This is a genomic window from Pseudomonas sp. AS2.8 (assembly GCF_014190935.1).
Taxonomy (GTDB): domain Bacteria; phylum Pseudomonadota; class Gammaproteobacteria; order Pseudomonadales; family Pseudomonadaceae; genus Chryseomonas.
Genome location: NZ_JACHVV010000005.1, coordinates 317,477 through 343,408, shown reverse-complemented (window position 1 = coordinate 343,408; position 25,932 = coordinate 317,477). Strand labels below are relative to the sequence as shown.

General features: G+C 66.3%; 29 protein-coding genes. 12 read left to right on the top strand and 17 right to left on the bottom strand.

The window, feature by feature from the left end; all coding sequences use genetic code 11:
* Positions 1-11 precede the first annotated feature (11 nt).
* From accB to FHR73_RS20580, 4 genes are all read right to left on the bottom strand, one after another.
* Positions 12-470 (bottom strand): acetyl-CoA carboxylase biotin carboxyl carrier protein, encoded by a 459-nt coding sequence (gene accB / locus FHR73_RS20595; protein WP_183633753.1) that lies wholly within the window; start codon positions 468-470, stop codon positions 12-14.
* A 53-nt stretch (positions 471-523) separates the two neighbouring features.
* On the bottom strand, positions 524-970 hold the full coding sequence (aroQ, locus tag FHR73_RS20590; protein WP_183633751.1) for a type II 3-dehydroquinate dehydratase: 447 nt from the start codon (positions 968-970) through the stop codon (positions 524-526).
* Between the two features lie 116 nt (positions 971-1,086).
* Complete coding sequence (gene dsbD / locus FHR73_RS20585; protein WP_183633749.1) at positions 1,087-2,850, bottom strand: protein-disulfide reductase DsbD; 1,764 nt, start codon at positions 2,848-2,850, stop codon at positions 1,087-1,089.
* 56 nt (positions 2,851-2,906) lie between these two features.
* Complete coding sequence (locus FHR73_RS20580; RefSeq protein ID WP_311630625.1) at positions 2,907-4,520, bottom strand: PleD family two-component system response regulator; 1,614 nt, start codon at positions 4,518-4,520, stop codon at positions 2,907-2,909.
* 268 nt (positions 4,521-4,788) lie between these two features.
* Between FHR73_RS20580 and FHR73_RS20575 the strand changes: the two genes are divergently transcribed.
* The 7 genes from FHR73_RS20575 to FHR73_RS20545 all read left to right on the top strand — a co-directional run bounded on the left by FHR73_RS20575 (position 4,789) and on the right by FHR73_RS20545 (position 10,234).
* The gene (locus FHR73_RS20575) at positions 4,789-5,805 is read left to right on the top strand and encodes a DUF2333 family protein (protein ID WP_158890967.1); all 1,017 of its coding nucleotides are present in this window, start codon (positions 4,789-4,791) and stop codon (positions 5,803-5,805) included.
* Positions 5,805-6,356 (top strand): NUDIX hydrolase, encoded by a 552-nt coding sequence (locus FHR73_RS20570; protein ID WP_183633745.1) that lies wholly within the window; start codon positions 5,805-5,807, stop codon positions 6,354-6,356. The genes FHR73_RS20575 and FHR73_RS20570 overlap by 1 nt, the downstream gene beginning before the upstream one ends.
* 143 nt (positions 6,357-6,499) lie before the next feature.
* Positions 6,500-6,844, top strand: coding sequence for a translation initiation factor Sui1 (locus FHR73_RS20565; RefSeq protein ID WP_183633743.1), 345 nt, complete (start codon positions 6,500-6,502; stop codon positions 6,842-6,844).
* Between the two features lie 86 nt (positions 6,845-6,930).
* Complete coding sequence (speA, locus tag FHR73_RS20560) at positions 6,931-8,844, top strand: arginine decarboxylase (protein ID WP_133861519.1); 1,914 nt, start codon at positions 6,931-6,933, stop codon at positions 8,842-8,844.
* A 63-nt stretch (positions 8,845-8,907) separates the two neighbouring features.
* The gene (locus FHR73_RS20555) at positions 8,908-9,162 is read left to right on the top strand and encodes a hypothetical protein (RefSeq protein ID WP_183633741.1); all 255 of its coding nucleotides are present in this window, start codon (positions 8,908-8,910) and stop codon (positions 9,160-9,162) included.
* Positions 9,159-9,722, top strand: coding sequence for a lipocalin family protein (locus tag FHR73_RS20550; RefSeq protein WP_183633739.1), 564 nt, complete (start codon positions 9,159-9,161; stop codon positions 9,720-9,722). The genes FHR73_RS20555 and FHR73_RS20550 overlap by 4 nt, the downstream gene beginning before the upstream one ends.
* 17 nt (positions 9,723-9,739) lie before the next feature.
* The gene (locus tag FHR73_RS20545; protein WP_311630621.1) at positions 9,740-10,234 is read left to right on the top strand and encodes a YbhB/YbcL family Raf kinase inhibitor-like protein; all 495 of its coding nucleotides are present in this window, start codon (positions 9,740-9,742) and stop codon (positions 10,232-10,234) included.
* A gap of 17 nt (positions 10,235-10,251) precedes the next feature.
* Here the strand turns inward: FHR73_RS20545 and FHR73_RS20540 are convergent, their stop codons facing one another.
* The gene (locus FHR73_RS20540) at positions 10,252-11,055 is read right to left on the bottom strand and encodes a hypothetical protein (protein WP_183633737.1); all 804 of its coding nucleotides are present in this window, start codon (positions 11,053-11,055) and stop codon (positions 10,252-10,254) included.
* 131 nt (positions 11,056-11,186) lie between these two features.
* Here FHR73_RS20540 and pip point away from each other — a divergent pair, with 131 nt between their 5' ends.
* The 4 genes from pip (at position 11,187) to mdoH (ending at position 16,910) form a co-directional block, all read left to right on the top strand.
* The gene (gene pip / locus FHR73_RS20535) at positions 11,187-12,152 is read left to right on the top strand and encodes a prolyl aminopeptidase (RefSeq protein ID WP_183633735.1); all 966 of its coding nucleotides are present in this window, start codon (positions 11,187-11,189) and stop codon (positions 12,150-12,152) included.
* Positions 12,149-12,586, top strand: a complete 438-nt coding sequence (gene dtd, locus FHR73_RS20530; protein ID WP_183633733.1) for a D-aminoacyl-tRNA deacylase — start codon at positions 12,149-12,151, stop codon at positions 12,584-12,586. Before pip ends, dtd begins: the two co-directional genes overlap by 4 nt.
* A 213-nt stretch (positions 12,587-12,799) precedes the next feature.
* Positions 12,800-14,320 carry a glucan biosynthesis protein G gene (locus tag FHR73_RS20525; protein ID WP_221191664.1) on the top strand — a complete coding sequence of 507 codons (1,521 nt, stop codon included), beginning with the start codon at positions 12,800-12,802 and terminating at the stop codon, positions 14,318-14,320.
* Positions 14,313-16,910 (top strand): glucans biosynthesis glucosyltransferase MdoH, encoded by a 2,598-nt coding sequence (mdoH, locus tag FHR73_RS20520; RefSeq protein WP_183633731.1) that lies wholly within the window; start codon positions 14,313-14,315, stop codon positions 16,908-16,910. The genes FHR73_RS20525 and mdoH overlap by 8 nt, the downstream gene beginning before the upstream one ends.
* A gap of 70 nt (positions 16,911-16,980) precedes the next feature.
* Here the strand turns inward: mdoH and FHR73_RS20515 are convergent, their stop codons facing one another.
* From FHR73_RS20515 to ubiE, 9 genes are all read right to left on the bottom strand, one after another.
* The gene (locus tag FHR73_RS20515; protein ID WP_183633728.1) at positions 16,981-17,691 is read right to left on the bottom strand and encodes a 16S rRNA (uracil(1498)-N(3))-methyltransferase; all 711 of its coding nucleotides are present in this window, start codon (positions 17,689-17,691) and stop codon (positions 16,981-16,983) included.
* Complete coding sequence (tatC, locus tag FHR73_RS20510) at positions 17,688-18,485, bottom strand: twin-arginine translocase subunit TatC (RefSeq protein WP_183633727.1); 798 nt, start codon at positions 18,483-18,485, stop codon at positions 17,688-17,690. The genes FHR73_RS20515 and tatC overlap by 4 nt, the downstream gene beginning before the upstream one ends.
* A complete protein-coding gene (tatB, locus tag FHR73_RS20505) occupies positions 18,482-18,838 on the bottom strand; it encodes a Sec-independent protein translocase protein TatB (protein WP_183633725.1) in 357 nt (118 codons plus the stop codon). Before tatB ends, tatC begins: the two co-directional genes overlap by 4 nt.
* A 9-nt stretch (positions 18,839-18,847) precedes the next feature.
* A complete protein-coding gene (locus tag FHR73_RS20500) occupies positions 18,848-19,114 on the bottom strand; it encodes a twin-arginine translocase TatA/TatE family subunit (RefSeq protein ID WP_059230854.1) in 267 nt (88 codons plus the stop codon).
* Between the two features lie 27 nt (positions 19,115-19,141).
* Entirely contained in the window at positions 19,142-19,474 is a 333-nt protein-coding gene (locus FHR73_RS20495) for a phosphoribosyl-ATP diphosphatase (RefSeq protein ID WP_007161606.1), read from the bottom strand.
* The gene (hisI, locus tag FHR73_RS20490) at positions 19,467-19,868 is read right to left on the bottom strand and encodes a phosphoribosyl-AMP cyclohydrolase (RefSeq protein WP_183633723.1); all 402 of its coding nucleotides are present in this window, start codon (positions 19,866-19,868) and stop codon (positions 19,467-19,469) included. Before hisI ends, FHR73_RS20495 begins: the two co-directional genes overlap by 8 nt.
* Positions 19,869-20,145: 277 nt before the next feature.
* On the bottom strand, positions 20,146-21,744 hold the full coding sequence (gene ubiB, locus FHR73_RS20485; protein WP_133861505.1) for a ubiquinone biosynthesis regulatory protein kinase UbiB: 1,599 nt from the start codon (positions 21,742-21,744) through the stop codon (positions 20,146-20,148).
* Complete coding sequence (locus FHR73_RS20480) at positions 21,741-22,376, bottom strand: SCP2 domain-containing protein (RefSeq protein ID WP_183633720.1); 636 nt, start codon at positions 22,374-22,376, stop codon at positions 21,741-21,743. The genes ubiB and FHR73_RS20480 overlap by 4 nt, the downstream gene beginning before the upstream one ends.
* Positions 22,376-23,146, bottom strand: a complete 771-nt coding sequence (ubiE, locus tag FHR73_RS20475) for a bifunctional demethylmenaquinone methyltransferase/2-methoxy-6-polyprenyl-1,4-benzoquinol methylase UbiE (protein WP_183633718.1) — start codon at positions 23,144-23,146, stop codon at positions 22,376-22,378. The genes FHR73_RS20480 and ubiE overlap by 1 nt, the downstream gene beginning before the upstream one ends.
* Before the next feature lie 151 nt (positions 23,147-23,297).
* Between ubiE and FHR73_RS20470 the strand changes: the two genes are divergently transcribed.
* A complete protein-coding gene (locus FHR73_RS20470) occupies positions 23,298-23,576 on the top strand; it encodes a polyhydroxyalkanoic acid system family protein (RefSeq protein ID WP_183633716.1) in 279 nt (92 codons plus the stop codon).
* Positions 23,577-23,582: 6 nt separating this feature from the next.
* On the opposite strand, the gene FHR73_RS20465 is transcribed toward FHR73_RS20470, so the two are convergent.
* Genes FHR73_RS20465 through hslV form a run of 3 tightly spaced genes read right to left on the bottom strand, consistent with a single transcriptional unit; the run spans position 23,583 to position 25,908 of the window.
* Positions 23,583-23,954 (bottom strand): gamma-butyrobetaine hydroxylase-like domain-containing protein, encoded by a 372-nt coding sequence (locus FHR73_RS20465; protein WP_133861502.1) that lies wholly within the window; start codon positions 23,952-23,954, stop codon positions 23,583-23,585.
* Positions 23,955-24,005: 51 nt separating this feature from the next.
* Positions 24,006-25,355 carry an ATP-dependent protease ATPase subunit HslU gene (gene hslU, locus FHR73_RS20460; protein WP_183633714.1) on the bottom strand — a complete coding sequence of 450 codons (1,350 nt, stop codon included), beginning with the start codon at positions 25,353-25,355 and terminating at the stop codon, positions 24,006-24,008.
* Positions 25,356-25,374: 19 nt separating this feature from the next.
* Entirely contained in the window at positions 25,375-25,908 is a 534-nt protein-coding gene (gene hslV, locus FHR73_RS20455) for an ATP-dependent protease subunit HslV (protein ID WP_058764934.1), read from the bottom strand.
* Between the last annotated feature and the right edge of the window lie 24 nt (positions 25,909-25,932).

Here is a 25,932-nt window from a genome sequence, read left to right as displayed (position 1 = left end):
GCTCCACGGGCTTAGACAATGGTGAACAGCGGCTGGTCGAATTCGACGGGCTGACCGTTCTCGACCAGCACCTGGCCGATGGTGCCGCTGGCTTCGGCTTCAATGTGGTTCATCATCTTCATGGCTTCGACGATGCACAGGATGTCGCCTTTCTTCACCTGCTGGCCGACTTCGACGAAGGCCGGAGTGGTGGGCGAGGACGCGCGGTAGAAAGTGCCGACCATGGGCGAGCGAGCCACGTTACCGGTCAGTTGCGGAGCGGCGGCCTCGGTAGCAGGCGCAGCGGCGGCCGGAGCGGCAGCCGGAGCGGCGACCGGCGCGGGCGCGGCGGCGTAGACGGTCTGCATGCCCTGGTTGCGGCCGGTGTTGCGGCTGATGCGGACGGACTCTTCGCCTTCGCGGATTTCCAGCTCGTCGATACCGGACTCTTCCAGCAACTCGATCAGTTTCTTGACTTTACGGATGTCCATTGGCGTTGGCTCTCCCCTCGGGTTCAGGTGATGTTCTGGATATTGGGTCGCGCTCAGCCGCGGGCGGCGAGCTGTTCGCAGGCGGCTTCCAGCGCCAGGCGATAGCCACTGGCGCCGAGCCCGCAGATCACACCGACCGCCACATCGGAAAAATAGGAGTGGTGGCGGAAGGCTTCGCGCTTGTGCACGTTCGACAGGTGCACTTCGATGAATGGGATGCTCACCGCGAGCAAGGCGTCACGTAGGGCGACGCTGGTATGGGTGAAGGCCGCCGGATTGATCAGGATGAAATCCACCCCTTCGTCGCGCGCGGCGTGGATGCGTTCGATCAGCAGGTGCTCGGCGTTGCTTTGCAGAGACTGCAGGCGATGCCCCGCCGCGGCGGCGCGGGCTTCGAGGTCGGCGTTGATCTGGGCCAGGGTGGTGGCGCCGTAGACGCCCGGCTCGCGGGTGCCCAGAAGATTCAGGTTGGGCCCGTGCAGTACCAGCAGATGCGCCATAGCCACTTGCCTCGCGATTTCGCAACCAGATTGGCCGCGGACTATGCCGCAACCGGAGGTGACTGTCCAGTCGCTAGACGTTTGCCGGAAATGCCCGCACGTTGGGCGAAATTCTTTTAATCGCTGGTGATAAGCCTTTTTGCTTCGTCGAGTCGGGCGAGAAAGCCCGCGGCGTCGATTTCGCCGACGATGCGCGCCTTGGCCTGCTCCCGGCCTCCTGCATCGTAGAACAGGATCGCCGGCGGGCCGAACAGGCCGTGCTGCTCCAGCCACTGGCGCTGTTCCCGGCTGCTTTGCGTCATATCGAAACGGATCAGCGTGAAGTCGCGCAATTGCGCCTGGATCTCGGGGTTGCCGAACACCTCGCGCTCGATCAGCTTGCAGCTGATGCACCAGTCGGCATAGACGTCCACCAGCAGCGGTCGCCCGCTGCCGAGGCTGCTCGCCAGGGCGGCGGGATCGCTCAGACTGCGCATGACCTCCGCGCGGGCAGCCACCGCGGGTACCGCGGAGTCACCTAGCGGCCGCAGGGGATCGCTGGCACCGCGCAGGGCGCCGATGCCGGCGGCCGCGCCATAGACCACCAGGGCCAGGCCCGCCAGTTGCGCCAGGCGCTGGCGGGGCGGCTTGGGCACGAAGTCCAGGGCGCCGAGGAACAACCCGACCCCGGCGGCCAGCAGGCCCCAGGCCGCCAGCGCCAGGGGTCCCGGAAGGAGGCGTTCGAGCAGCCACAGGGCCACCGCCAGCAGCAGGACGCCGAAGGCATTGCGCATGCCCACCAGCCAGGCGCCGCTGCGTGGCAGCAGGGCGCCGCCGCCGGCGGCGATGAGGATCAGCGGGGCGCCCATGCCCAGGCCCAGGGCAAACAGCGCCAGGCCGCCGCCGAGCCAGTCGGCGGTGCTGCTGATATAGAGCAGGAGGCCCGCCAGGGGCGCCGAGACGCAGGGCGAGACGATCAGGCTGGAGAGCACGCCGAGGGTGGCCGCGCCGCCCAGGGAGCCGCCGCGGGTGCCGCTGGCGAGCTGCTCCAGGCGCTCGCGCAGGGCCGCCGGCAGGCGCAGTTCGAAGAGGCCGAACATGGCCAGGGCGAACAGCGCGAACAGCGCCGCGAAGGGAATCAGTACCCAGGCCGACTGCAGTTGCGCCTGCAGGTTGAGACTGGCGCCAAAGACACCCATGAGCGCGCCCAGGGCGGCAAAGCTCAGGGCCATGGGCACCACGTAGGCCAGCGCCAGCAGCAGGCCACGTCCCGGGCGCGCCTTGCCGGCCAGTACCACCGCCGAGACGATGGGCAGCATCGGCAGGACGCAGGGGGTGAAGGTCAGTCCCAGGCCGGCGAGGAAGGCCAGCAGGATCCGGTTCCAGCCCACTTGGTCGGGGGTGGCGGCGGTGACCGCCGGGCTCGCCGCGGCGGCGGCCGCAGGACCGGCGATATCCAGGGTGCGGGTTTCCGGCGGGTAGCAGAGACCGCGATCGGCGCAGCCCTGGTAGGTCACCCTGATCTGGCCGCCGCGGTCGGGCGCCAGGGGCAGGGGGATGTCGACGCCGGCGTGATAGACCTGGACGTCGCCGAACCACTCATCGTGCTTGGGCTCGCCGGGCGGCAGGGCCACCGGCGCGGTCAGCAGGCCGGGGTCGGCGTCGAAGGCGAAGCGCTGCCGATAGAGGTAATAGCCCTCGGCGATGGTGAAGCGCACCTGGGGGCGGCCCTCGGCGTCGCGCCGCTGCTCCAGGCGAAAGGCCTGATCCACCGGCAGGAATTGCTGACTGGGACGCTGACCGTCCAGGCCCAGCGCGGCCGCCGGGCGCGGCGCATCGAACAGGCCGGCGGTGGCGGGCAGGGTCAGCAGCAGGGTGAGCAGGAACAGCAGGACACGCATGGGCTTCTCGGCGATCGGCAGCGGCCGATCATAGCAGAGGCATCCGGTTGGTCTGGCTAGAGGTACTGGCGCACGCAATTGCGTCCCGCATGTTTGGCGGCATAGAGGGCTTCGTCCGCCTGCTTGGCCAGCAGGGGCATCTCCTGTCCGGGCTGCAGCTGCGCCACGCCGGCGCTGAAGGTGCAGCTGAGCTCCTTGGGCGGCGCCGGATAGTGGATCTCGGCGAAGCGCTGGCGGATCTCGTCGATCAGGCGGGTGGCGGTGGCCAGGTCGGTATCGGGCAGCACGATGGCGAATTCCTCGCCGCCATAACGGCCGATATGGTCGGACTTGCGCAGGCGCTGCTTGAGGAACAGCGCCAGACTCTTGATCACCCGATCGCCCATGGGGTGGCCGTAGTGGTCGTTGACCTGCTTGAAATGGTCGATGTCCAGCATGGCGAAGGTGATCGGCCGCTGGCTGCGCCGCGCGCGGAAGCAGGCGTCTTCCAGCAGTTGCAGGGTGTGGGTGTGGTTGTACAGGCCGGTGAGGCTGTCCTGGACGATGCGCGCCTGCAGGCTGCGCGCCCGGGCGGCGCGGGTGCGCACCGTGGCGATCAGGTGGCGCGGCTTGATCGGCTTGGTGAGGAAGTCGTCGCCGCCCTCGCTCATGGCGTCCAGCTGCTTGTCGAGGTCGTCCTCGGCCGACAGATAGATGATGGGCACGCTGACGTAGCGCTCGTGCTGGCGGATGACCTTGGCCAGCTCGGTGCCGGTGCACTCCGGCATGTACATGTCGAGGATGATCAGGTCGGGCACGAATTCGGCCAGGTGCGCCATCACCGCGCCGGGCTGCATCAGGGTGCGGGTGACGATGCCGGCGCTGTTGAGCGCCATTTCCGTGGCCATGGCCTGGGCGCGGGAGTCGTCCACCACCAGGGCGCGGATCGGGTCGTAGTAGACGGTGCGGGTGAGGGTCTCGATCTTTTCTAGCAGCCGCGCCGAATCCAGGGTGCCGGTGTAGAACTCCTGGCCGCCGGCACGTACCGCGGCCAGGCGGAACGGGGTGTCGGCTTCCTGGTGGCTGTAGAACAGCACCGGCAGCTTGCGCTCCAGACCGGTCTGGGCCTCCAGCGCCAGCTGGATGCCGGTGCCCGCGCCACCGAAGTCCACGTCCATGACGATGACCGCCGGGTGGCGGCTGTCCATCATCGCGCGGAAGTCGTCGGCACTGTGGATGATCTGGATGGTGACGCCGAAGTATTCCATCTGCTGCGCCAGGCGCTCGGCGCGCTCGCCGTCGAGCAGGGCGATGTAGATCGGCTTGCGCAGCGGCGGCAGGCTGGTGGTCTCCAGCTGGTCGCCCTGGCGCAGCCCGGTGCGCGACAGGCTCTGCATGGCCTGGCTGAGTTCGGTGATGGCCTGGCTGTTGAGGCGCCCGCGATTGGCGGTGACCTGGGCCAGGGAAGCGCCGATGGCCTCGGCGAGTTCGGCATGACCCTGCTGCTCGAAGCGCTTGGCATATTGCAGCAGGCGCGCGTTGGCGTCGGTCAGCTCGACCAGGCTGCCGGCCGTCCACTCGTCTCGTTGCAGCCGTTGCCAGATCTCCAGCACCTGGCGCGACTGGTGGATGACCCGTTGCGCGAAGTGCAGCTTGAGGCGGTCCCGGCTCGGATCATCTGGTTCGCTCACGAATTGTTCCGTCATTCTTGAGGTGGTGGCCCTATGCTACCAATTGCTGGCTGGCAGGGGAGAGGCGGTACCCTGGTTAGCGGCGGCTATGCCGCTCGCATGGACACTGTCGGTCGCTTCTGGAGTAGCGTCCGTCGCCTGTTACCCTAGTCTCGGAAGCGGCTGCCCAGGCGCATGGCGCCCGCACTGCTGGCGGTGGCGGCGCAACCGGCGTCGCGGGCGGGGGTCCAAGCGCCAACATCTTTGAAATCATTGCAAGGAATTGCCCATGCGGGAGTGGAACTTGAGGTCGGGATGGCTCCGGCTGGTGGCAGTGCTGATCGCGCTCTACCTGCTGGTCACCCTGGCGATAGGCTGGTACTGGAGTCGCGAACCGGATTTCTTCCCGGTACAGCAGCATGCCCAGGAGGCGGCTGCGGCCAGTGGTCGCAAGCTGGTGCTCGGCTACACCACGGTCGAGACCCTCAAGCAGGTGGCAGGTACCCTGCTGGACAAGCCGGGCGGCTATCTCTCCAACGACATCTTCCCGCCGGGCCTCTGGCTCGACGACATGCCGTCCTGGGAATACGGCGTGCTGGTGCAGACCCGCGATCTGGCGCGCGCCCTGCGCAAGGACTTCGCCCGTTCCCAGTCGCAGTCCACCGAGGACGTCGACCTGGCCCAGGCCGAGCCGCGCTTCAACTTCGACAACCACAGCTGGGCCATGCCCTCGTCGGAGTCGGAATACCGCGCCGGCATCGCTTCCCTGGATCGCTACCTGGCGCGCCTGGGTGGCCAGAACACCCAGGGCCAGCCCACCGCCTACTTCTATTCGCGCTCGGACAACCTGCGCAACTGGCTGGGTGACGTCGAGACCCGCCTGGGTTCGCTGTCCCAGCGCCTGTCCGCCAGCGTCGGCCGGGTGCGTCTGGACGCCGAGGTACGGCCGAACCAGGACATCCCCGCCGGCCAGGTGCCGGAGGTGCACGAGCAGCGCGTCGAGACGCCCTGGCTGCAGATCGACAACGTCTTCTACGAGGCCCGCGGTCAGGCCTGGGCGCTGTCGCACATCCTGCGCGCCATCGAGGTGGATTTCGCCGACACCCTGGCCAAGAAGAACGCCACGGTGAACGTGCGCGAGATCATTCGCGAACTGGAAGCGGCGCAGCAGCCGGTCTGGAGTCCGATGATCCTCAACGGCAGCGGCTTCGGCATCCTGGCCAACCATTCGCTGGTGATCGCCAACTACATCTCCCGCGCCAACGCCGCCATCATCGACCTGCGCCAGTTGCTGGAACAGGGCTGATGACGCCTGACGCTCGCGAAGCGGCGCATCGCGCCGCCTCCGACCGGGAACGGGTGGTCTGGGTCGATCGCGACGATTGCATCCAGGGTGAATTGCCACGGGCAGAACTGCGTGCCCGCGGCCTGATCGGTCGCTGCACCTTCATCCTGCTGTTCAACGACAGCGGCGAACTCTGCGTGCACCGGCGCACCCTGAGCAAGGCGCTCTACCCGGGCTACTGGGACGTGGCTGCCGGCGGCATGGTGGCGCCGGGCGAAAGCTATGCGGAATCGGCGGCCCGGGAGCTGGCCGAGGAACTGGGGGTCAGCGGCGTGCCCCTGCGCGAGCACGGCACCTTCTATTTCGAGGAGCCGGGCAATCGCCTCTGGGGCGGCGTGTTCAGCGCCCACTGGAGCGGCCCGCTGCGGCTGCAGCCGGAAGAGGTACTGGAGGCGCGCTTCCTGGCTCCGGCGGCGATTCTCGACGAGGCTCGTCAGCGCCCCTATTGCCCGGATTCGCTGGAGGCCCTGCGCCTGGCTCTCAGCCGGGCGGATGTCGCATCCCTGCCTTAATTTCTCGCATTCGCGCCTTAGCATCCGCGGGCGATGCTGCTACATTGCGCGGCCCCGGACCAGCGCGGCCCGTGCCGGTCGGCGCTGCATCCAAGGTTTCCTCCAGGCGCCCGGCGTCTGAACCAGACTGGGAGGACCGTCCCTTGAGCAAGAAAACCTCGTCGCTGTCGGATCTCAGCCGGCTGGTGTACTCCACCGACGTCGGCCGCATTCGTCCGGAAGAACCCCAGGCACCGGCGCCGATCGGTGATGGCATCGCCCGGGTCCGGCGCGAGACCAAGGGCCGCGGCGGCAAGACGGTGACCACGGTCAGCGGCGTCCCGCTGGACGAGGAAGCGCTCAAGGACCTGGCCAGCGCGCTCAAGCGCCGCTGCGGCACCGGCGGGGCGCTCAAGGATGGCGTCATCGAGATCCAGGGCGACCATGTCGACCTGCTGCTCGGCGAACTCGAAAAACGCGGCTTCAAGACCAAGCGGTCGGGCGGCTAGGCCAGGCCTTCCAGCCCCCGCGTACAACTTACCGCCCCTGGCGGCGGTCCATCCAAAGCAAGATTCCCTACAGGAGATTCCCGCGAATGTCCCCACGACGCACGCGCAAAGATGACGGCAGCCAGTGGACCGTGGCGGACAGCCGCAGCGTCTATGGTATTCGCCACTGGGGCGCCGGCTACTTCGCCATCAGCGATGCCGGCAACGTCGAAGTCCGTCCCCACGGCCCGGACGGCCAGCCGATCGACCTCCATGTGCTGGTCGGCCAGCTGCGCGAAGCGGGGCTGTCGCTGCCGCTGCTGGTGCGTTTCCCCGACATTCTTCAGGGCCAGGTGCGCCACCTGACCGGCGCCTTCGATCGCAACATCGAGCGCCTCGACTACCAGGGTCGCTACACCGCCCTCTATCCGATCAAGGTCAACCAGCAGGAAGCGGTGGTGGAAAACATCATCGCCACCCGCGACGTCTCCATCGGTCTGGAAGCCGGCTCCAAGCCCGAGCTGATGGCGGTGCTGGCGCTGGCGCCCAAGGGCGGCACCATCGTCTGCAACGGCTACAAGGACCGCGAATTCATTCGCCTGGCGCTGATGGGCCAGAAGCTGGGTCACAGCGTCTTCATCGTCATCGAGAAGGAATCCGAGGTCCCGCTGGTGATCGAGGAGGCGGCCGAGCTCAAGGTCACGCCCCAGGTCGGCCTGCGCGTGCGGCTGTCGTCCCTGGCGTCGAGCAAATGGGCCGACACCGGTGGCGAGAAGTCCAAGTTCGGTCTCTCCGCTGCCCAGTTGCTGTCGGTGATCGAGCGCTTCCGCGCCGCCGGCCTGGAGCAGGGCGTGCGCCTGCTGCACTTCCACATGGGCTCGCAGATCGCCAATCTGGCCGACTACCGCCAGGGCTTCCGCGAGGCCATCCGCTACTACGCCGAGCTGCGCGCCCTGGGCCTGCCGCTGGATCACATCGACGTCGGTGGCGGTCTGGGCGTGGACTACGACGGTACCCACTCGCGCAACGCCAGCTCGATCAACTACGACATGGACGACTACGCCGGTACCGTGGTCGGCATGCTCAAGGAATTCTGCGACCAGCAGGAATTGCCGCATCCGAACATCTTCTCGGAAAGCGGCCGCGCCATGACCGCCCACCACGCCATGCTGGTGATGCAGGTCACCGACGTCGAGCGCCACAACGACAGCGTGCCGGCCAGCGAGCGCTTCGAAGGCAAGGCCGAGGTGGTGCAGTGGCTGGCCGAACTGCTCGGCGACACCGATCCGGAGATGGTCACCGAGACCTACTGGCGCGCCACCCAGTACGTCAGCGAAGCCGCCGCCCAGTACGCCTCCGGCACCCTGAGCCTGAGCGACAAGGCGCTGGCCGAGCAGTGCTACTTCGCCATCTGCCGCCGCCTCTACAACCAGCTCAAGGCCCGCCAGCGCTCCCACCGCCAGGTCCTCGACGAACTCAACGACAAGCTGGCCGACAAGTACATCTGCAACTTCTCGGTGTTCCAGAGCCTGCCCGACACCTGGGCCATCGACCAGATCCTGCCCATCGTGCCCCTGACCCGCCTGGACGAGGAGCCGGTGCGCCGTGCCGTGCTGCAGGACCTGACCTGCGACTCCGACGGCAAGATCAAGCAGTACGTCGACGAGCAGAGCATCGAGACCAGCCTGCCGGTGCACGAGGTGCGCGAGGGCGAGGACTATCTGCTGGCGGTGTTCCTGGTGGGCGCCTATCAGGAGATTCTAGGCGACATGCACAACCTGTTCGGCGACACCGACTCGGTGAACGTCTACCAGGACGCCGACGGCAGCGTGCGCCACGGCGGCATCGAGACCCACGACACCATCGAGGACATGCTCAGGTACGTGCACCTCTCGCCCGAGGAGCTGATGACCTACTACCGCGACAAGGTCGCCAGCGCGCGCCTCACCGCCCGCGAGCGCACCCAGTTCCTCGACGCCATGCGCCTGGGTCTGACCCGCTCCTCCTATCTCGCCAGCTGACGAAGCGAACCCTGGCGGCCGGGCGGGCTCTATAGCCTTGCCGTCAGGATGGAGGAGGCAGGTATGAAGGGGCGCATGGCGCTGTTGCTGGTGGGCAGTCTGCTCATTGCCGGCTGTGGCAAGGTCAATCAGGAAAACTATTCCCGGCTCAAGGCCGGTCAGACCAAGGCCGAGGTGGAGCAGGTCCTGGGTGCGCCCACGGAATGCGCGGGCGCCCTGGGCGTCACCACCTGTACCTGGGGCGATCGCGGCTCCTTCATCAGCGTGCAGTATCTCAACGATAAGGTGGCGATGTTCGCCGGGCAGGGTCTGCGATGAAAACCTCTACCAAGATTATCCTGCTGGCGGGTGCCGTCGGACTGCTCGCGGCCTGCGCCAGCGGGCCGCGCGAGGTCCCGCCGCTCACCGCGGGCAATGTCGATCTGCAGCGCTACCAGGGACACTGGTACGAGGTGGCGCGACTGCCGATGTTCTTCCAGCGCAAGTGCGCCCAGTCCGAAGCCAACTATCACGTCATGGCCGATGGTTCGGTCGCCGTGTTCAACCGCTGCCGTACCCTGGACGGCAAGGTGGAGGAAGCCACGGGCACCGCTACCCCGCTCAAGCCCGGCGTGACCGATCGCCTGGAAGTGCGCTTCGACACCTGGTTCAGCGGCGTCCTGCCCAACATCGCCAAGGGACCCTACTGGATCCTCTATGTCGATGACGACTACAAGACCGCCCTGGTCGGCAGTCCGGATCGCAAGTACCTCTGGATACTGGCGCGCAAGCCCGAGATCTCCGCGGCGCAGAGCGAGAAGCTGCTGCGTATCGCTCGCGAGAAAGGCTACAACCTCAATCGTCTGGTCTGGCGCGAGACCGACGCCCACATGCCCTAGGCCTCAGGAGCACCCCCGTGAAACTCTGGACCGACGCCTTTTCCGATAACGCCTTCATGCCCAAGCGCCACGAATTCGACGTGGCCGATTTCGGCGCCCACGGCGAGAACGTTTCGCCCGCGCTGCAGTGGTCCGATCTGCCGGCCGACACCAGGAGCCTGGCGCTGACCGTCTACGATCCGGATGCCCCCACCGGCAGCGGGTTCTGGCACTGGGTGGTGGTCAATATCCCGGTCGGCACCCAGGGCCTGGCGGAAGACGCCGGTCGCGCCGACGGCGCGGGCCTGCCGGCCGGCGCCCTGCAGCTGATCAACGACTACGGCACCCGCGGCTTCGGTGGCGCGGCGCCGCCCAAGGGCGACAATCCGCACCGCTACATCTTCCAGCTGCATGCGCTCAAGGTCGATCAGCTGCCGGTGCCGGCGGACGCGACCAATGCGGTCGGCCGCTTCATGATCCACCTCAACCAGCTGGCTTCGGCGACCTACACCGGTCTCTACGAGATCAAGTAGGGCAGCGTACGGACGGGCTAGAGCGCGTCCGTCGAGGTCGCCAGGCGGATGCCGGCGGCACGCATCTCGGCCAGGAACGCCTCGCCCTGGGCTTCGAAGCCCGGCACCGAATGACTGCAGTCGGTGAGCAGCACCAGGTCCTGGCGCCGTTCTCGCGGCCAGAACTCCAGCAGATCGCGCAGGGTGCTGGCCACGCAGTGCGAAAGCGCCTCGCCCGCCACCAGCAGGGTGTCGGCGGCCTGCAACCGGGCGATTAGTCCGGCATCCACCGCGGTGCCCGGGTCCGCCGGATCCAGGACCTCGGCGCGCAGCGCCGAATAATGTTCGGTGTGGGGATTGCCACCCTTGGCGATGAATTCCACCAGGCGTCCCTGCTGCCGTCCCCAGGCATTGAGCGCCTGGTGGACATCCTCCTGGACTCCATGGCCCCAGCCACCCACCAGGCAGTGCTCCGGCCAGATCACCAGGCGATAGCGACCTCCGGCTTCCAGGGCCTGCACATAGGCCAGCGCGCGGGCGCGCTCGGCCGGATCGCGGGTCTGCCAGCGACCACTGGCCACCTCGTCCTCGCTGATCTGGGTAAAGGGCGCCGGCGGTCGGCCCTGGGCATCCTGCCAGCCATGCGGATGAGCGATGTGCAGTGGCTGATGGGAATCCAGGGTCACCCGGACCCCGGTGAGCCGGGCACCCAGGCGTTCGATCAGGGCGGCGACACGCTGCAGCCCGGCCACCGCACCGGGCACCGGCAGGGCCGCCCCCGGCAGGTCGCAGAAATCGTTTTGCGGATCGATCAGCAGCAACTGCAGCTTGGCACGGGACATGGCGATCTCCTTGGCGACGGGCTGTCGATGGTGCGGGTGCCGCTGGATGCGAGGCAAGCCCGGGCAGCGTGGAAACCCGGTAAGGTGCAGGTCTATGATGAAGGGGCCGACCCTGCCCCGCGGAGCGCGACATGCTGAATCTGTATCCGGAAATCAAGCCTTACGCCCGCCACGAGCTGGCCGTCGAAGCCCCCCATGTGCTCTATGCCGACGAGAGCGGCTCGCCCGACGGTCTGCCGGTGCTGTTCATCCATGGCGGACCCGGCTCCGGATGCGATCGCCTGAGCCGGCGCTTCTTCGATCCCAATCTCTATCGCATCGTCACCTTCGATCAGCGCGGCTGCGGTCGCTCCACCCCCTATGCCAGCCTGGAGAACAACACCACCTGGCACCTGGTCGAGGACATCGAGCGCCTGCGCGAGCACCTGGGCATCGAGCAATGGGTGCTGTTCGGCGGCTCCTGGGGTTCCACCCTGGCCCTGGCCTATGCCCAGCGCCATCCCGAACGGGTCAAGGCGATGGTCCTGCGCGGCATCTTTCTCTGTCGCCCGGTGGATCTGCACTGGTTCTATCAGGAAGGCGCGAGCCGGCTCTTTCCCGATTTCTGGCAGGACTACCTGCATCCCATCGCCGAAGAGGAACGCGGCAATCTCATCCAGGCCTACTATCGCCGCCTGACCGGTCCGGACGAACTGGCGCAGATGTCCGCCGCCCGGGCCTGGTCCTGCTGGGAGGGCCGTACGGTGACCCTGAGGCCGAATCCCGACGTGCTGGAAAAATTCAGCGAGCATGCCCTGGCCATCGCTCGCATCGAGTGCCACTACTTCATCAACGATGCCTTCCTCGAGCCCGACCAGCTCTTGCGCGACATGCCCCGCATCGCCCATATCCCGGCGGTGATCGTGCACGGCCGCTACGACATGGTCTGCCCCCTGGACAATGCCTGGGCCCTGCACCACGCCTGGCCGGGCAGCGAATTGCAGATCATCCGCGACGCCGGTCATGCGGCCAGCGAGCCCGGTATCTGCGACGCCCTGGTGCGGGCGACCGACCAGATCGCCCGCCAGCTGCTCGATCTGCCCCAGGAGGCCGAGTGAAGGCGCTGCTGCAGAGGGTCATCCGCGCCAGCGTCGAGGTCGAGGTAGAAACGGTCGGCGCCATAGGCCCGGGGCTGCTGGTCTTCGTCGGCATCGAGCCCGCGGATGACGAAGCGGCCTGTGGCCGGATGCTCAAGCGGCTGCTGGAGTACCGGGTCTTCGCCGACGGCGAGCAGCGCATGAATCTGTCCCTGCAGGATGTCGGCGGCGGCTTGCTGCTGGTCTCCCAGTTCACCCTGGCCGCCGATACCCGCAGCGGGCGGCGGCCGAGCTTTTCCAGCGCTGCGCCGCCGGCCCAGGGCGAGCGACTGTTCGGTCACCTGGTAGGCCTCGCCCGCGATCTGCATCCCGAGGTCGCGACCGGGCGCTTCGGCGCCGACATGCAGGTTTGCCTGGTCAACGATGGACCGGTGACATTTTTATTGTCGATTTAGTGAGGGCGCCCCTTACAGCGCCCTGCCAAGTGTCTATGATTGCGCAGTTCGAGTTTGAACGGTCGTCCAACCGGGGAATCATTGACCCTTGGGGGAGTCGGACCACTGCCTATCCGTTTCGCGACTACCCGTCGCCAAACGTATTCGTACGCTGATTTAGGAGGCTGCGTGTTATCTCATTCCAAAGTTAAGCCGGGCAAGCAGGGCTTCGCCCTGATCGGGCTCTCCGTCGCACTAGGTCTGTTCAGTGCCCAGGCCCTGGCCTTCAGCCTGGACGACGTGGCCGCCAAGGCCAAAGAACTCTCCGGCCAGAAATTCGTCGCGCCCAAGAGCAACCTGCCCGCATCCTTCAGCGGCATGAAGTATGCCGACTATCAGCAGATCACCTTCAATCAGGACAAGGCCTACTGGAAGGACGCCAAGACCCCCTTCCGGCTGAATTTCTATCACGAGGGCATGCACTACAGCGTGCCGGTGAAGATCAACGAGGTCACCGCCAACAACGTCGAAGAGATCAAATACGATCCCTCGATGTTCAACTTCGGCAACCTGCAGATCGACCAGGCCCAGCTCAAGGATCTCGGCTTCGCCGGATTCAAGGTGCTCTATCCGCTGAACAAGGCGGACAAGCATGACGAGCTGATGACCATGCTCGGCGCCAGCTATTTCCGCGTGATCGGCAAGAACCAGGTCTATGGCCTGTCCGCCCGCGGTCTGGCCATCGACACCGCGCTGCCGTCCGGCGAGGAATTCCCGCGCTTCACCGAATTCTGGGTCGAACAGCCCCAGTCGGATCGCCGCAACCTGGTGATCTACGCACTGCTCGACTCGCCCCGGGCCACCGGTGCCTATCGCTTCGTGCTGACCCCCGGCAAGGACAGCACCGTCGACGTCGAAGCCAAGGTGTTCCTGCGCGACAACGTCAACAAGCTCGGCATCGCGCCGCTGACCAGCATGTACCTGTTCGGCCCCAACCAGCCGAGCACCCAGGTCAACTACCGGCCGGCCCTGCACGATTCCAACGGCCTGGCCATCCACGCCGGCAACGGCGAGTGGCTGTGGCGTCCGCTGAACAACCCGCGTCGCCTCTCGGTCAGCACCTACACCATCGAGAATCCGCGCGGCTTCGGTCTGCTGCAGCGCGGCCACGAGTTCTACAAGTACCAGGACCTTGACGAGCGCTACGACAAGCGTCCCAGTGGCTGGGTCGAGCCCAAGGGCGACTGGGGCAAGGGTCATGTCGAACTGGTGGAAATCCCCACGCCGGACGAGACCAACGACAACATCGTGGCCTTCTGGACGCCGGACACCCTGCCGGAGAAGGGCCAGCCGATCGATGTCAGCTATCGCCTGCACTTCACCACCGACGAACCCAACCTGCACACCAAGGACCTGGCCTGGGTCTCTCAGACCCGCCTGTCCACCGGTGACGTGCGCCAGTCCAACTTGGTCCGTCAGACCGATGGCAGCCTGGCCTACATCATCGATTTCGAAGGGCCGAATCTCGACGATCTGCCCGAGGATTCGCAGGTCGGCTCCCAGGTCAGCCTGGACGCCAACGGTGAACTGGTCGAGAACTCTGTGCGCTACAACCCGGTTACCAAGGGCTATCGCCTGACCTTGAGACTCAAGGTCAAGGATCAGACCAAGCCGGTGGAAATGCGCGCCAACCTCGCCCAGGGTGACAAACCGCTCAGCGAAACCTGGACTTACCAGCTACCTGCCAATGAATAACACCACCCGCGATACCTCGGTCGCCGCCACCGGTGACTACCTCGAACACCTGCCTTTGCCCGCCGGGCAGCGGCAGGCGCTGGACCAGACGGCCGACGTCGAGTCGCTGCACCGGCAACTGGCCGGTGCCCGCGGCGAGGGCGCCCAGGGCGCCGACGCGGTGATCGCTTCCACCGAGGCGCGCCTGGCCGCCGGTTGGGACGAGACGCTGGACGACGGCGAGCTGCTGGGCAGCGATGCCCAGGGGCGTGTCTTCATCAAGGCCACCCCGCCCATGACCCGCTCCATGATGGTGCCCGATCCCTGGCGTACCAATCCCGTGGCGCGGAGCTGGAAGCGTCTGCTCGGCCGCAAGGACCACAGCCGCTGGCAGCCCGATCCCGAAGCCGATGCCCATGCGCACTGGCGCAAGGTAGGTTCCTTCCGGCGCTTCATCCTGCTGATCCTGATGCTGGTGCAGACCGGCATCGCCACCTGGTACATGAAGGCCGTGCTGCCCTATCAGGGCTGGGCGCTGGTCGATCTCAGCGAGGTCTACCGCCAGGGCTGGGGCGAATCCATCCGCCAGGTCCTGCCCTATGTGGTGCAGACCAGCATCCTGCTGCTCTTCGCCCTGCTGTTCTGCTGGGTATCCGCCGGTTTCTGGACCGCCCTGATGGGCTTCTGGCAACTGCTCAGCGGGCGCGACAAGTACAGCATCTCGGCCAGCTCCACCGGGACCGAGCCGATCGATCCCCAGTCGCGCACCGCCCTGGTGATGCCCATCGCCAACGAAGACGTGCCGCGGGTGTTCGCCGGTCTGCGAGCCACCTACGAGTCGGTCCGTGCCAGTGGCGAGCTGGACCACTTCGACTTCTTCATCCTCAGCGACAGCAACGACCCCGACAAATGCGTGGCTGAAGAGAAGGCCTGGCTGGAACTGTGCCGCGAGGTCGGTGGCTTCGGCCACATCTTCTATCGCCGTCGCCGCCGCCGGGTGAAGCGCAAGAGCGGCAACATCGACGACTTCTGCCGTCGCTGGGGCAGCCAGTACAAGTACATGGTGGTGCTCGACGCCGACAGCGTGATGAGCGGCGAATGCCTGGCCAGCCTGGTTCGGCTGATGGAGGCCAATCCTCGTGCCGGCATCATCCAGACCGCGCCCAAGGCGTCCGGCATGGATACCCTGTATGCGCGTCTGCAGCAGTTCGCCACCCGGGTGTACGGACCGCTGTTCACCGCTGGCCTGCACTTCTGGCAGCTGGGTGAATCCCACTACTGGGGCCACAACGCCATCATCCGGGTCAAGCCGTTCATCGACCACTGCGCCCTGGCTCCGCTGCCGGGTACGGGTTCGTTCGCCGGCGCCATCCTCTCCCACGACTTCGTCGAAGCCGCACTGATGCGTCGCTCCGGCTGGGGTGTCTGGATCGCCTACGACCTGCCGGGCAGCTACGAAGAATTGCCGCCCAACCTGCTGGACGAGCTCAAGCGCGACCGCCGCTGGTGTCATGGCAACCTGATGAACTTCCGGCTGTTCCTGGTCAAGGGCATGCACCCGGTGCACCGCGCGGTGTTCCTCACCGGGGTGATGTCCTACCTGTCGGCGCCGCTGTGGTTCCTCTTCCTGGTGCTGTCCACGGCGCTGCTGGCGATCCACAAGCTGCTGGAACCCCAGTACTTCTTCCAGCCCCGCCAGCTGTTCCCGGTCTGGCCCCAGTGGCATCCGGAGCAGGCCATCGCGCTGTTCTCCACCACCCTGATCCTGCTGTTCCTGCCCAAGCTGCTCAGCGTGGTGCTGATAATCGCCAAGGGCGCGAAGGAATTCGGCGGTGGGCTGCGGCTGTTCCTCTCCATGATGCTGGAGATGCTCTTCTCGGTGCTGCTGGCACCGGTGCGGATGCTCTTCCACACGGTGTTCGTGACGGCCGCCTTCCTCGGCTGGTCGGTGCAATGGAATTCGCCCCAGCGTGACGACAACGACACGCCCTGGAGCGAAGCCTTCCGTCGCCATGGTTCGCAGATGCTGCTCGGCCTGATCTGGACCGCCGGCGTGGCCTGGCTGGACCCGCGCTTCCTCTGGTGGCTGTCGCCCATCGTGGTGTCGCTGATCCTGTCGGCGCCGGTGTCGGTGATTTCCAGTCGGACCAACCTGGGTCTGGGCAGTCGCCGCCATCATCTGTTCCTGATTCCGGAAGAGTACGCACCGCCGCGCGAGCTGGTGGCGACCGACGAATACCTGCACCTGAACAACCGCAACGCCCTGACCAAGGGCTTCCTGCGCGCCACGGTCGATCCGGTGCTCAATGCCCTGGCCATCGGCATGGCCCGCGGTCGCCATGGCAAGGTGGTGGAGCCGGCACGCCGGCTGCGCGAAGAGCGGGTGGCGCGGGTACTGGCCGCCGGTCCCGAGAAGACCAAGGGCGACGACCAGTGGCGTCTGCTCAGTGATCCGGACGGCATGGCGCAACTGCACCTGCAGGTCTGGAAGGCCGAAGAGCACCGCAACTGGCGGGAGGCCTACGCCACCCTGCGACCGCGCTCCCACAGCGATTCGGCGGCGGATGCCGCGGCCAGTCCGGCCAGCATGAGTCCGCGGCCCGCCTCCTGAGGCGGCGCTCCGCCCAGGAAAAAGCCCCGGTATCGCGAGACACCGGGGCTTTTTCTTGTCCGTGAACCGGCTAGAACAAGCGGGCGAGTAGGGCGGGTACGGCGTTCTCGACGCGCAGGATGCGCTCACCGAGCTGTACGGGCGCCAGGCCCGCTTCCTGCAGCTTCTCGACCTCGTAGGGTATCCAGCCACCCTCGGGACCGATCGCCAGCGTCACGGGCTCGCTGAGGGCGCGAGGGCAGGCCGGATAGCTACCTGGATGGCCGACCAGGCCACGGGTGCCCGCGGCGAGGGCGGGCAGGCGATCCTCGACGAAAGGCTTGAATCTCTTTTCGATCAGCACCTCCGGCAACACCGTGTCCCGAGCCTGCTCCAGCCCCAGGCGCAGTTGCTCCTCGATGGCCTCGGGCGCCAGGAACGGGGTCTGCCAGAAGCTCTTTTCCACCCGGTAGCTGTTCAGCAGCACCAGCCGCGCGACGCCCATGGCGGAGACGGTCTGCAGCACCCGGCGCAGCATCTTGGGGCGGGGCAGGGCCAGCAGCAGGGTGAGCGGCAGCTTGGCCGGCGGTGGCTGGTCGAGGGTGACGTTCAGGCAGGCCTGGCCGGCATCGAGGGTCTCGATCTGGCCGGTACCCATCAGGCCATTCAGCAGGCCGACGCGCATCCGGTCGCCGGCGGCCGCCTGGTGCACCTCGCGCAAATGGGCGAGACGGCGCGGATCGCGCAGCACGACCCGGTCAGCGGCCGTGAAGTCGGCCGCCTCGAGCAGGATCAGATTCACGGGCGTTCGGCGGGCGGCTGGGCGCTGGGACTGGCGTCTTCGTCGCTGAGCGGGCGCTCGCGCTTCTGCACGAAGCGACCGAACAGCAGGCCGATCTCGAACAGCAGCCACATGGGCACGGCCAGCATGGTCTGGGAGAAGACATCCGGCGGGGTCAGGATCATGCCGACCACGAAGCAGCCGATGATGACGTAGGGGCGGATCTTCTTCAGGTAGGCGACGTCGACCACGCCGATCCAGATCAGCAGCACGGTGGCCACCGGAATCTCGAAGGCCACGCCAAAGGCGAAGAACAGCGTCAGGATGAAATCCAGGTAGGCGTTCAGGTCCGGCATCATCACGGCGCCTTCCGGCGTGATGCTGCTGAAGAAGTGGAAGATGATCGGAAACACCAGGAAGTAGGCGAAGGCCATGCCGGTGTAGAACAGCAAGATGCTGGAAATCAGCAGCGGGATGGCGACCTTCTTCTCGTGGCGATAGAGCCCGGGCGCGATGAAGCCCCAGACCTGGTGCAGGATCACCGGCATGGCGATGAACAGCGACACCACCAGGGTCAGCTTGAAGGGCGCGAGGAAGGGCGAGGTGACGTCCGTGGAGATCATGGTCGCGCCTTCGGGAAGGACGCGGCGGATCGGCTCGGAGGCGAAGGCATAGATCTTCTGGGCGAAGTAGAACAGCCCGAGGAAGATAAGAAAGGTCGCCAGCACGCATCTGAGGATGCGGGTGCGCAATTCGGTCAGGTGCGAGACCAGGGGCATTTCCTGGTCATCGTGTTCGGAAGGCTTGTCGCTCATGGTGCTCTTGGCGGCGTCTGGGGCGGATCCTGCGGGCGTTCGGCAACCACGTCCTGGGGCATGGGCGGAGCAGCGGCGGCGGGCGGTGTCTGGACTTCCGGCGGGGAAGCGGCAGGCTTGGGCCGGTTGTCGCGCTGTTCCATGGACAGGATATGCTCGTTGCGCAATTGCTGGCGAATTTCGTCAGCGCCGATCTCGCGCTCCACTTCCTGGCGGATGCTGTTGAAGCTGCGCCTCAAGCGACCGATCCACAGACCCGCGGTGCGCGCGGCACCCGGCAGGCGTTCCGGACCCAGCACCAGCAGGGCGACGAACCCCACCAGCATCATTTCGGGAAAGCTGATTCCGAACATGGCGGGGCCTTAGTCCTTGCGCACCACCGGCTCTTCGACCTTGCGGTGCTCGGCGTCGAAGGTCTGGGGGCGATTCAGGGGAGCGTTCGGGTTGGCCGTGCTGGTGGTCGGCGTCGGCTGTTCGGCCTTGTCGTCCTCGTCGGTGTGCATGGCCTTGCGGAAGCCCTTGATGGCCTCGCCCACGTCGGAGCCGAGGTGCTTGAGGCGCTTGGTGCCAAAGACGATCACCACGACGAGCAGGATGACGATCCAGTGTTTCCAGTCGAAGATACCCATGGTCTTTCCTCGTTGCGAAGCTTGGGGTCAGGATTGAGTACGGGCGGCCTTTTCGGCGTGCCCGGAGAGGCCGAAGCGACGATCCAGTTCGTCCAGCACGGCCTGGGGATGCTGGCCGAGGGCCGAGAGCATGATCAGGCTGTGGAACCAGAGGTCGGCGGTCTCGTAGATGACGTCGTCGTACTGCTGGCTGATGGCGGCGTCCTTGGCGGCGAGAATGGTCTCGACGCTTTCTTCGCCGACCTTTTCCAGGATCTTGTTCAGACCCTTGTGATAGAGGCTGGCCACGTAGGAGGAGTCCGGCGCGGCCTGCTTGCGTTCTTCCAGCACCTGCGCCAGACGCGCGAGGGTGTCAGTCATGGCCGTGCCCTCCGGCATAGATGGCGCTGGGATCCTTGACCACCGGATCGACGGTCGCCCACTCGCCCTCGCGCAGCACGCGATAGAAGCAGCTCTCCCGACCGGTGTGGCAGGCGATACCGCCGAGTTGCTCCACCTGCAGCACCACCACGTCGGCGTCGCAATCCAGGCGCAGTTCGATGACCCGCTGCACGTGACCGGATTCCTCGCCCTTGCGCCACAGCCGGTTGCGCGAGCGCGACCAGTAGACCGCTCGGCCTTCGGCGGCGGTCAGGGCCAGGGATTCGCGGTTCATCCAGGCCATCATCAGGATGCGCCCCGAGGTGGGGTCCTGGGCGATGGCCGGTACCAGGCCATCGCTGTTCCAGTGGATCTCGTCTAACCAGTCGCTCATGAGTCTGTTCAATACTACGAATTAGGGTACTGGGCTCTGTCCGAAAAATGCCTGCGCTCGGTCAGGCGGCGTTAAAAATCCGTTCGGAATGCTCATTTACCGCACGTAAATTCCGCTTCCTCACGGATTTTTGCCTTGCCTGACCTTCGCTCGGCGACTTTTCAAACAGGCCCTAGCCTCGCACAAGACGCAGCTCGAATACAGCGGCAGGGCACCAGTGGCTGAGGGCGTGTATTTCGCCCGATAAAAAAGACAGGACGGTTACAGCTTAAGGAGTTCAGCGCCTGATCACCAGAACCAGGCCGCCGACCAGCATGGCCCAGGCCGGCCAGGCGTGGGGCTGGGGTTCGAGACCCAGTTGCGCCGCACCCACCAGCAGGACCGCGCCGACCACCCGTACGATCCAGTCGTCGTTGCGTCTGCCCCAGGGATTGGGCGGATCCTTGCGATGCGGCTGGGTGATGCGTTCCAGGGTATCGCGGGCCATCTGCGCCAGATGGGGGATCTGTTCCAGTTGCTGCTGGATGTTGCGGGCGACCTGCGGCGGACTCAGCCGCTTGCGCATCCACTTTTCCAGGTAGGGCTTGGCGGTGGACCAGAGGTCCAGGTCCGGGTAGAGCTGGCGGCCCAGGCCCTCGATGTTGAGCAGGGTCTTCTGCAGGAGCACCAGCTGCGGCTGGATCTCCATGTTGAAGCGGCGCGCCACCTGGAACAGCCGCAGCAGCAGCTGGCCGAAGGAAATGTCCTTGAGCGGCTTCTCGAAGATGGGTTCGCAGACGGTGCGGATGGCTGCTTCCAGTTCGTTGACCTGGGTGTTGGCCGGTACCCAGCCTGAGTCGATGTGCAGCTGGGCGACCTTGCGGTAATCGCGCTGGAAGAAGGCCCAGAGATTGCGCGCCAGATAGTCCTGGTCCTCGGGGGTCAGGCTGCCGATGATGCCGCAGTCCACCGCGATGTAGAGCGGATCCCAGGGCTTGGCGGTGCTGACGAAGATGTTGCCGGGGTGCATGTCGGCGTGGAAGAAGCTGTCGCGGAAGACCTGGGTGAAGAAGATCTCCACGCCGCGTTCGGCCAGCAGCTTGAAGTCGGTGCCCTGGTCGCGCAGCGCGGCCAGGTCAGTCACCGGGATGCCGTAGATGCGCTCCATGACCAGCACCCGCTCGCGGCACCAGTCCCAGTACACCTGGGGCACGTAGAGGCGTTCGGAGCCGTCGAAATTGCGTCTGAGCTGGCTGGAGTTGGCCGCTTCGCGCAACAGGTCCAGCTCGTCGTAGATGGTCTTCTCGTAGTCGCTGACCACGTCCATCGGATGCAGGCGGCGGGCTTCGGCGGACAGCCGTTCGGCCAGGCGCGCCAGCAGGAACAGCCAGGCGATGTCCTGGCTGATGATGTTCTTCAGCCCGGGGCGCACCACCTTGACCACCACCTCTTCGCCGGTCCGCAGCTGGGCGGCATGGACCTGGGCGACCGAGGCCGAGGCCAGCGGCTGGTGATCGAAGCGGGCGAAGGCCTGCTTGATGGGCACGCCGAGCTGGGACTCGATGAGCGCCACGGCCTTTTCCGGCGGAAAGGGCGGGACCTTGTCCTGCAGGAACATCAGTTCGTCGGCGATATCCTCGGGCATGAGGTCGCGCCGGGTGGAAAGGATCTGGCCGAACTTGACGAACACCGGCCCCAGGCCTTCCAGCGCCAGGCGAAGCCGGGCGCCGCGCGGCAGGGTCTTGCTCGGCCGCGGCAACCAGCGCCAGGGCAGCACATAGCGGGTGGCACGCAGGTACCAGGGCAGCGGCAGGGCGTAGACGATGTCGTCAAGCCGATAGCGGATGACCACGAAGAAGATCCGCAACAGGCGGTTTAGGGCAGCGAACAGCTTCATTCGTCGGGGTTATCCCTGGCGTTGCGGGCGGTGCCCAGGCGGGCGAGACGGGCGTCGAGACGATCCACGTCCAGGCGCAGGGCATCGATCTCGGCGAAGCGAGCCTCACCTTCGAGGCGACCCACCAGTTGGCGGCTCTCCTCGTTCAGCCAGTTGGACAGCGTCAGCTGCAGGCTGTCACGGCTCTGTTCACCGAGCGCCTGGCCACGTCGGGCGAGATCGCCCAGCAACGCGGCCGGCAGCGGACCGAGCCAGCGACTGACCTCGTGCTGCCAGTCCAGCTCCAGCTTCTGCAGGATGTCGGCCAGTTCGATCAGCAGGGTGCTGTCGCCCTCCAGGCGCACATCCGGCTGGTGCAGCACCCGCTGTTTGTCGCGGGCCAGGGCCAGCTCGGCCAGGCGCGTGGCCGGGGCCTTGAGCGTACAGTCGATGTCACCCTCGTGATGGGCGGCGAAGTGCAGACCGTCACCCGCGGGCAGGATGTAGAGATGTAGCGCCGGTTGCCGGGTCTGCACCGCGATCACCCGCCCGGTCAGGCCGGCCAGCCGCGGCAACGCCACCGGGTCCAGCGCCAGCAGCGGATTCAGGCCACGCTCCAGCGCGGCCAGCAACGCCTGGGTGACGAGGGCCATCAGGGCTTGATGCCGCGATGCAGGGCGACCACGCCGCCGGTCATGTTGTGGAAGGAGACCCGGGCGAAGCCGGTTTCTTCCATCATGGCCTTGAGGGTCTGCTGGTCGGGGTGCATGCGGATGGATTCGGCCAGGTAGCGATAGCTCTCGGCGTCTCCGGCCACCAGCTTGCCCATCAGCGGCAGGAAGCCGAAGGAGTAGGCGTCATAGGCCTTGGACACCAGCGGATTGGTGGGCTTGGAGAATTCCAGCACCAGCAGTCGGCCACCCGGCTTGAGTACCCGCAGCATGGAGGCCAGGGCCTGGTCCTTGTGGGTGACGTTGCGCAGGCCGAAGGCGATGGTGATGCAGTCGAAATGGTTGTCGGGGAAGGGCAGCTTCTCGGCATCGGCCTGGACGAAGCGCACATTGCTGGCGACGCCTTCGTCGAGCAGGCGATCGCGGCCGACCCTGAGCATGGAATCGTTGATGTCGGCCAGGACCACCTCGCCGGTGGGGCCGACCAGGCGGGCGAACTGCTTGGTCAGGTCGCCGGTACCGCCGGCGATGTCCAGTACCCGGTTGCCGCGGCGCACGCCGGAGAGCTCGATGGTGAATCTCTTCCACAGCCGGTGGATGCCCGCCGACATCAGGTCGTTCATCACATCGTACTTGGCCGCGACCGAGTGGAAGACTTCCGCGACCTTGTAAGCCTTCTGGCTTTCCGGAACGCTCTGGTAGCCGAAGTGGGTCTGGGATTCGGCCTCGGGGCCTTTGCGCGGATCGCTCATGGGGCTACACCTGGGACAGGGACAAGAGGGCATTCTAGCAGGCCGATCGCCCGGCTTGCCCGGCTAAAACGGCGGCTGACCGCTCGGTTCTCGCGATTGGCGACGCGGCGGGCCCTCGCTATAGTCAGGGCCCCTTATCCGGAGTTCCCCGATGTCCCAGATCACCATCGAACGCAGCCACTCGCTCGGCCTGGAAGGCGTGCGCCAGAAAGCCGATCAGCTGGCGGAAAAGCTCACGCGCGACTACGGGGTGGCCTGCGCCTGGGAAGGCGATACCCTAACGTTCACGCGCAGTGGCGTGGATGGACGGATCGAGGTGGCGCAGGATCGGGTGCGGGTACTGGCGACCCTGGGCATGATGTTCTCGATGCTCAGTGGCCAGATCGAAAAGGAAATCGAGCGCAAGCTGGACAAGGCCCTGGCGGCCTGAGTCCGCTCAAAGCATCAGCTTGACCGCGCTGACGTGCGGATCCCGCGTCTTGCCGGCGCGGGCCAGCTGCTCCAGGTAGTCGGCCCAGAGTTCGTCGCGGCGACTGCCCAGTTCATAGAGATAGTCCCAGCTGAACAGGCCGCTGTCGTGGCCGTCGTCGAAGGTCAGCTTGATGGCGTAGCGCCCCGCCGGTTCGACGGCGCTGATGCCGACCTGCTGCTTGCCCCACTGCAATACCGGATTGCCGTGTCCCTGGACCTCGGCCGAAGGCGAGTGCACCCGCAGGAATTCGGCGGGCAGCTCGAAGGTTTCCGCGCCATAGCTGACGCTGAGGGTCTTGGAGGCCTTGTGGAGCTGGATGGCGGTGGGAGTACGCATGGTGGCTGATCTCGCAGGCGAAGCCGGCGCCCTGGGGCGCCGGCAGTACCGTCACAGTATATAGCGCGACAGGTCTTCGTCCTGGGCCAGTTCGCCCAGGTGGCCGTTCACATAGGCCGCGTCGATGACGATGGGCTCGCCATTCTGCTGGCCGGCGAGGTCGGCGGCGCTGAAGGACACCTCTTCCAGCAGGCGTTCCAGCAGGGTGTGCAGGCGCCGGGCACCGATGTTCTCGGTCTTCTCGTTGACCTGCCAGGCGATCTCGGCGATGCGGGTGATGCCGTCGGCGGCAAATTCCACCAGCAGCCCTTCGGTCTTGAGCAGTTCGCGATACTGCTCGGTGAGCGAGGCGTGCGGCTCGGTGAGGATGCGCTCGAAGTCCTGCGGGGTCAGCGCCTTGAGCTCGACGCGGATCGGCAGACGACCCTGCAGCTCCGGCACCAGATCGCTGGGCTTGGACAGATGGAAGGCGCCCGAGGCGATGAACAGGATGTGGTCGGTCTTGACCATGCCCAGCTTGGTGTTGACGGTGCAACCCTCGATCAGCGGCAGCAGGTCGCGCTGCACGCCTTCGCGGGAGACGTCGGCACCGCTGGTGTTGCCGCGCTTGGCGACCTTGTCGATCTCGTCGATGAAGACGATGCCGTGCTGTTCGACGGCTTCCAGGGCGCGGCCCTTGAGTTCCTCTTCGTTGACCAGGCGGGCGGCTTCTTCGTCCCGCACCAGCTTGAGCGCTTCCTTGACCTTGAGCTTGCGCTGCTTGGTCTTGCCCTTGTGCATGCCGGCGAAGAGATTCTGCAGCTGGCTGGTCATCTCCTCCATGCCGGGCGGGGTCATGATCTCGACGCCGGCGGGGGCATCGGCCACCTCGATGTCGATTTCCTTGTCGTCCAGCTGGCCTTCGCGCAGGCGCTTGCGGAACAGCTGGCGGGTATTGCTATCGGTCGCCGCCGGCTGGGGGTCGTTGCTGAAGCCCACCGAGGGACGCGCCGGCGGCAGCAGGGCATCGAGGATGCGCTCTTCGGCGGCGTCTTCGGCGCGATGGCGGTTACGCACCATCTCCTGCTCGCGCAGCATCTTCACCGCGGCATCGGCCAGGTCACGGATGATGGATTCGACGTCGCGGCCGACATAGCCGACCTCGGTGAACTTGGTCGCTTCCACCTTGAGGAAGGGCGCATTAGCCAGCTTGGCCAGGCGCCGGGCGATCTCGGTCTTGCCCACGCCGGTCGGGCCGATCATCAGGATGTTCTTGGGCGTGACCTCGGGGCGCAGCTCGACGGGCAGCTGCATGCGCCGCCAGCGATTGCGCAGGGCGATGGCCACGGCGCGCTTGGCGTCGTCCTGGCCGATGATGTGGCGATTGAGTTCGTGAACGATCTCGCGGGGGGTCATGGACATGGGCAGTCTCTAAACCGGATCACGCCTGGGGCGCGTCCAGCTCCTCGATGGTCAGGTTGCGGTTGGTGAACACGCAGATGTCACCGGCGATATTCAGGGCGGTCTCGGCGATTTCGCGGGCGCTCAGGTCGGTGTGCATGAGCAGGGCGCGAGCGGCGGCCTGGGCATAGGCGCCACCGGAACCCATGGCGATCAGGCCTTCTTCGGGCTCCACCACGTCGCCGTTGCCGGTGATGATCAGCGAGGCGTCCTTGTTGGCGACCGCCAGCATGGCTTCCAGCCGGCGCAGGGCGCGGTCGGTACGCCAGTCCTTGGCCAGCTCGACGGCGGCGCGGACCAGGTGGCCCTGGTGCTTCTCGAGTTGCGCCTCGAAGCGCTCGAAGAGGGTGAAGGCGTCGGCGGTACCGCCGGCGAAACCGGCCAGCACCTCGCCCCGGTACAGCCGCCGGACTTTCTTGGCGTTGCCTTTCATGACGGTGTTGCCCAGGGAAACCTGGCCGTCGCCGCCGATCACGACCTTGCCGTTGCGGCGTACAGAAACGATGGTGGTCAAGGGAATCTCTCCGCGTTGCTTGGG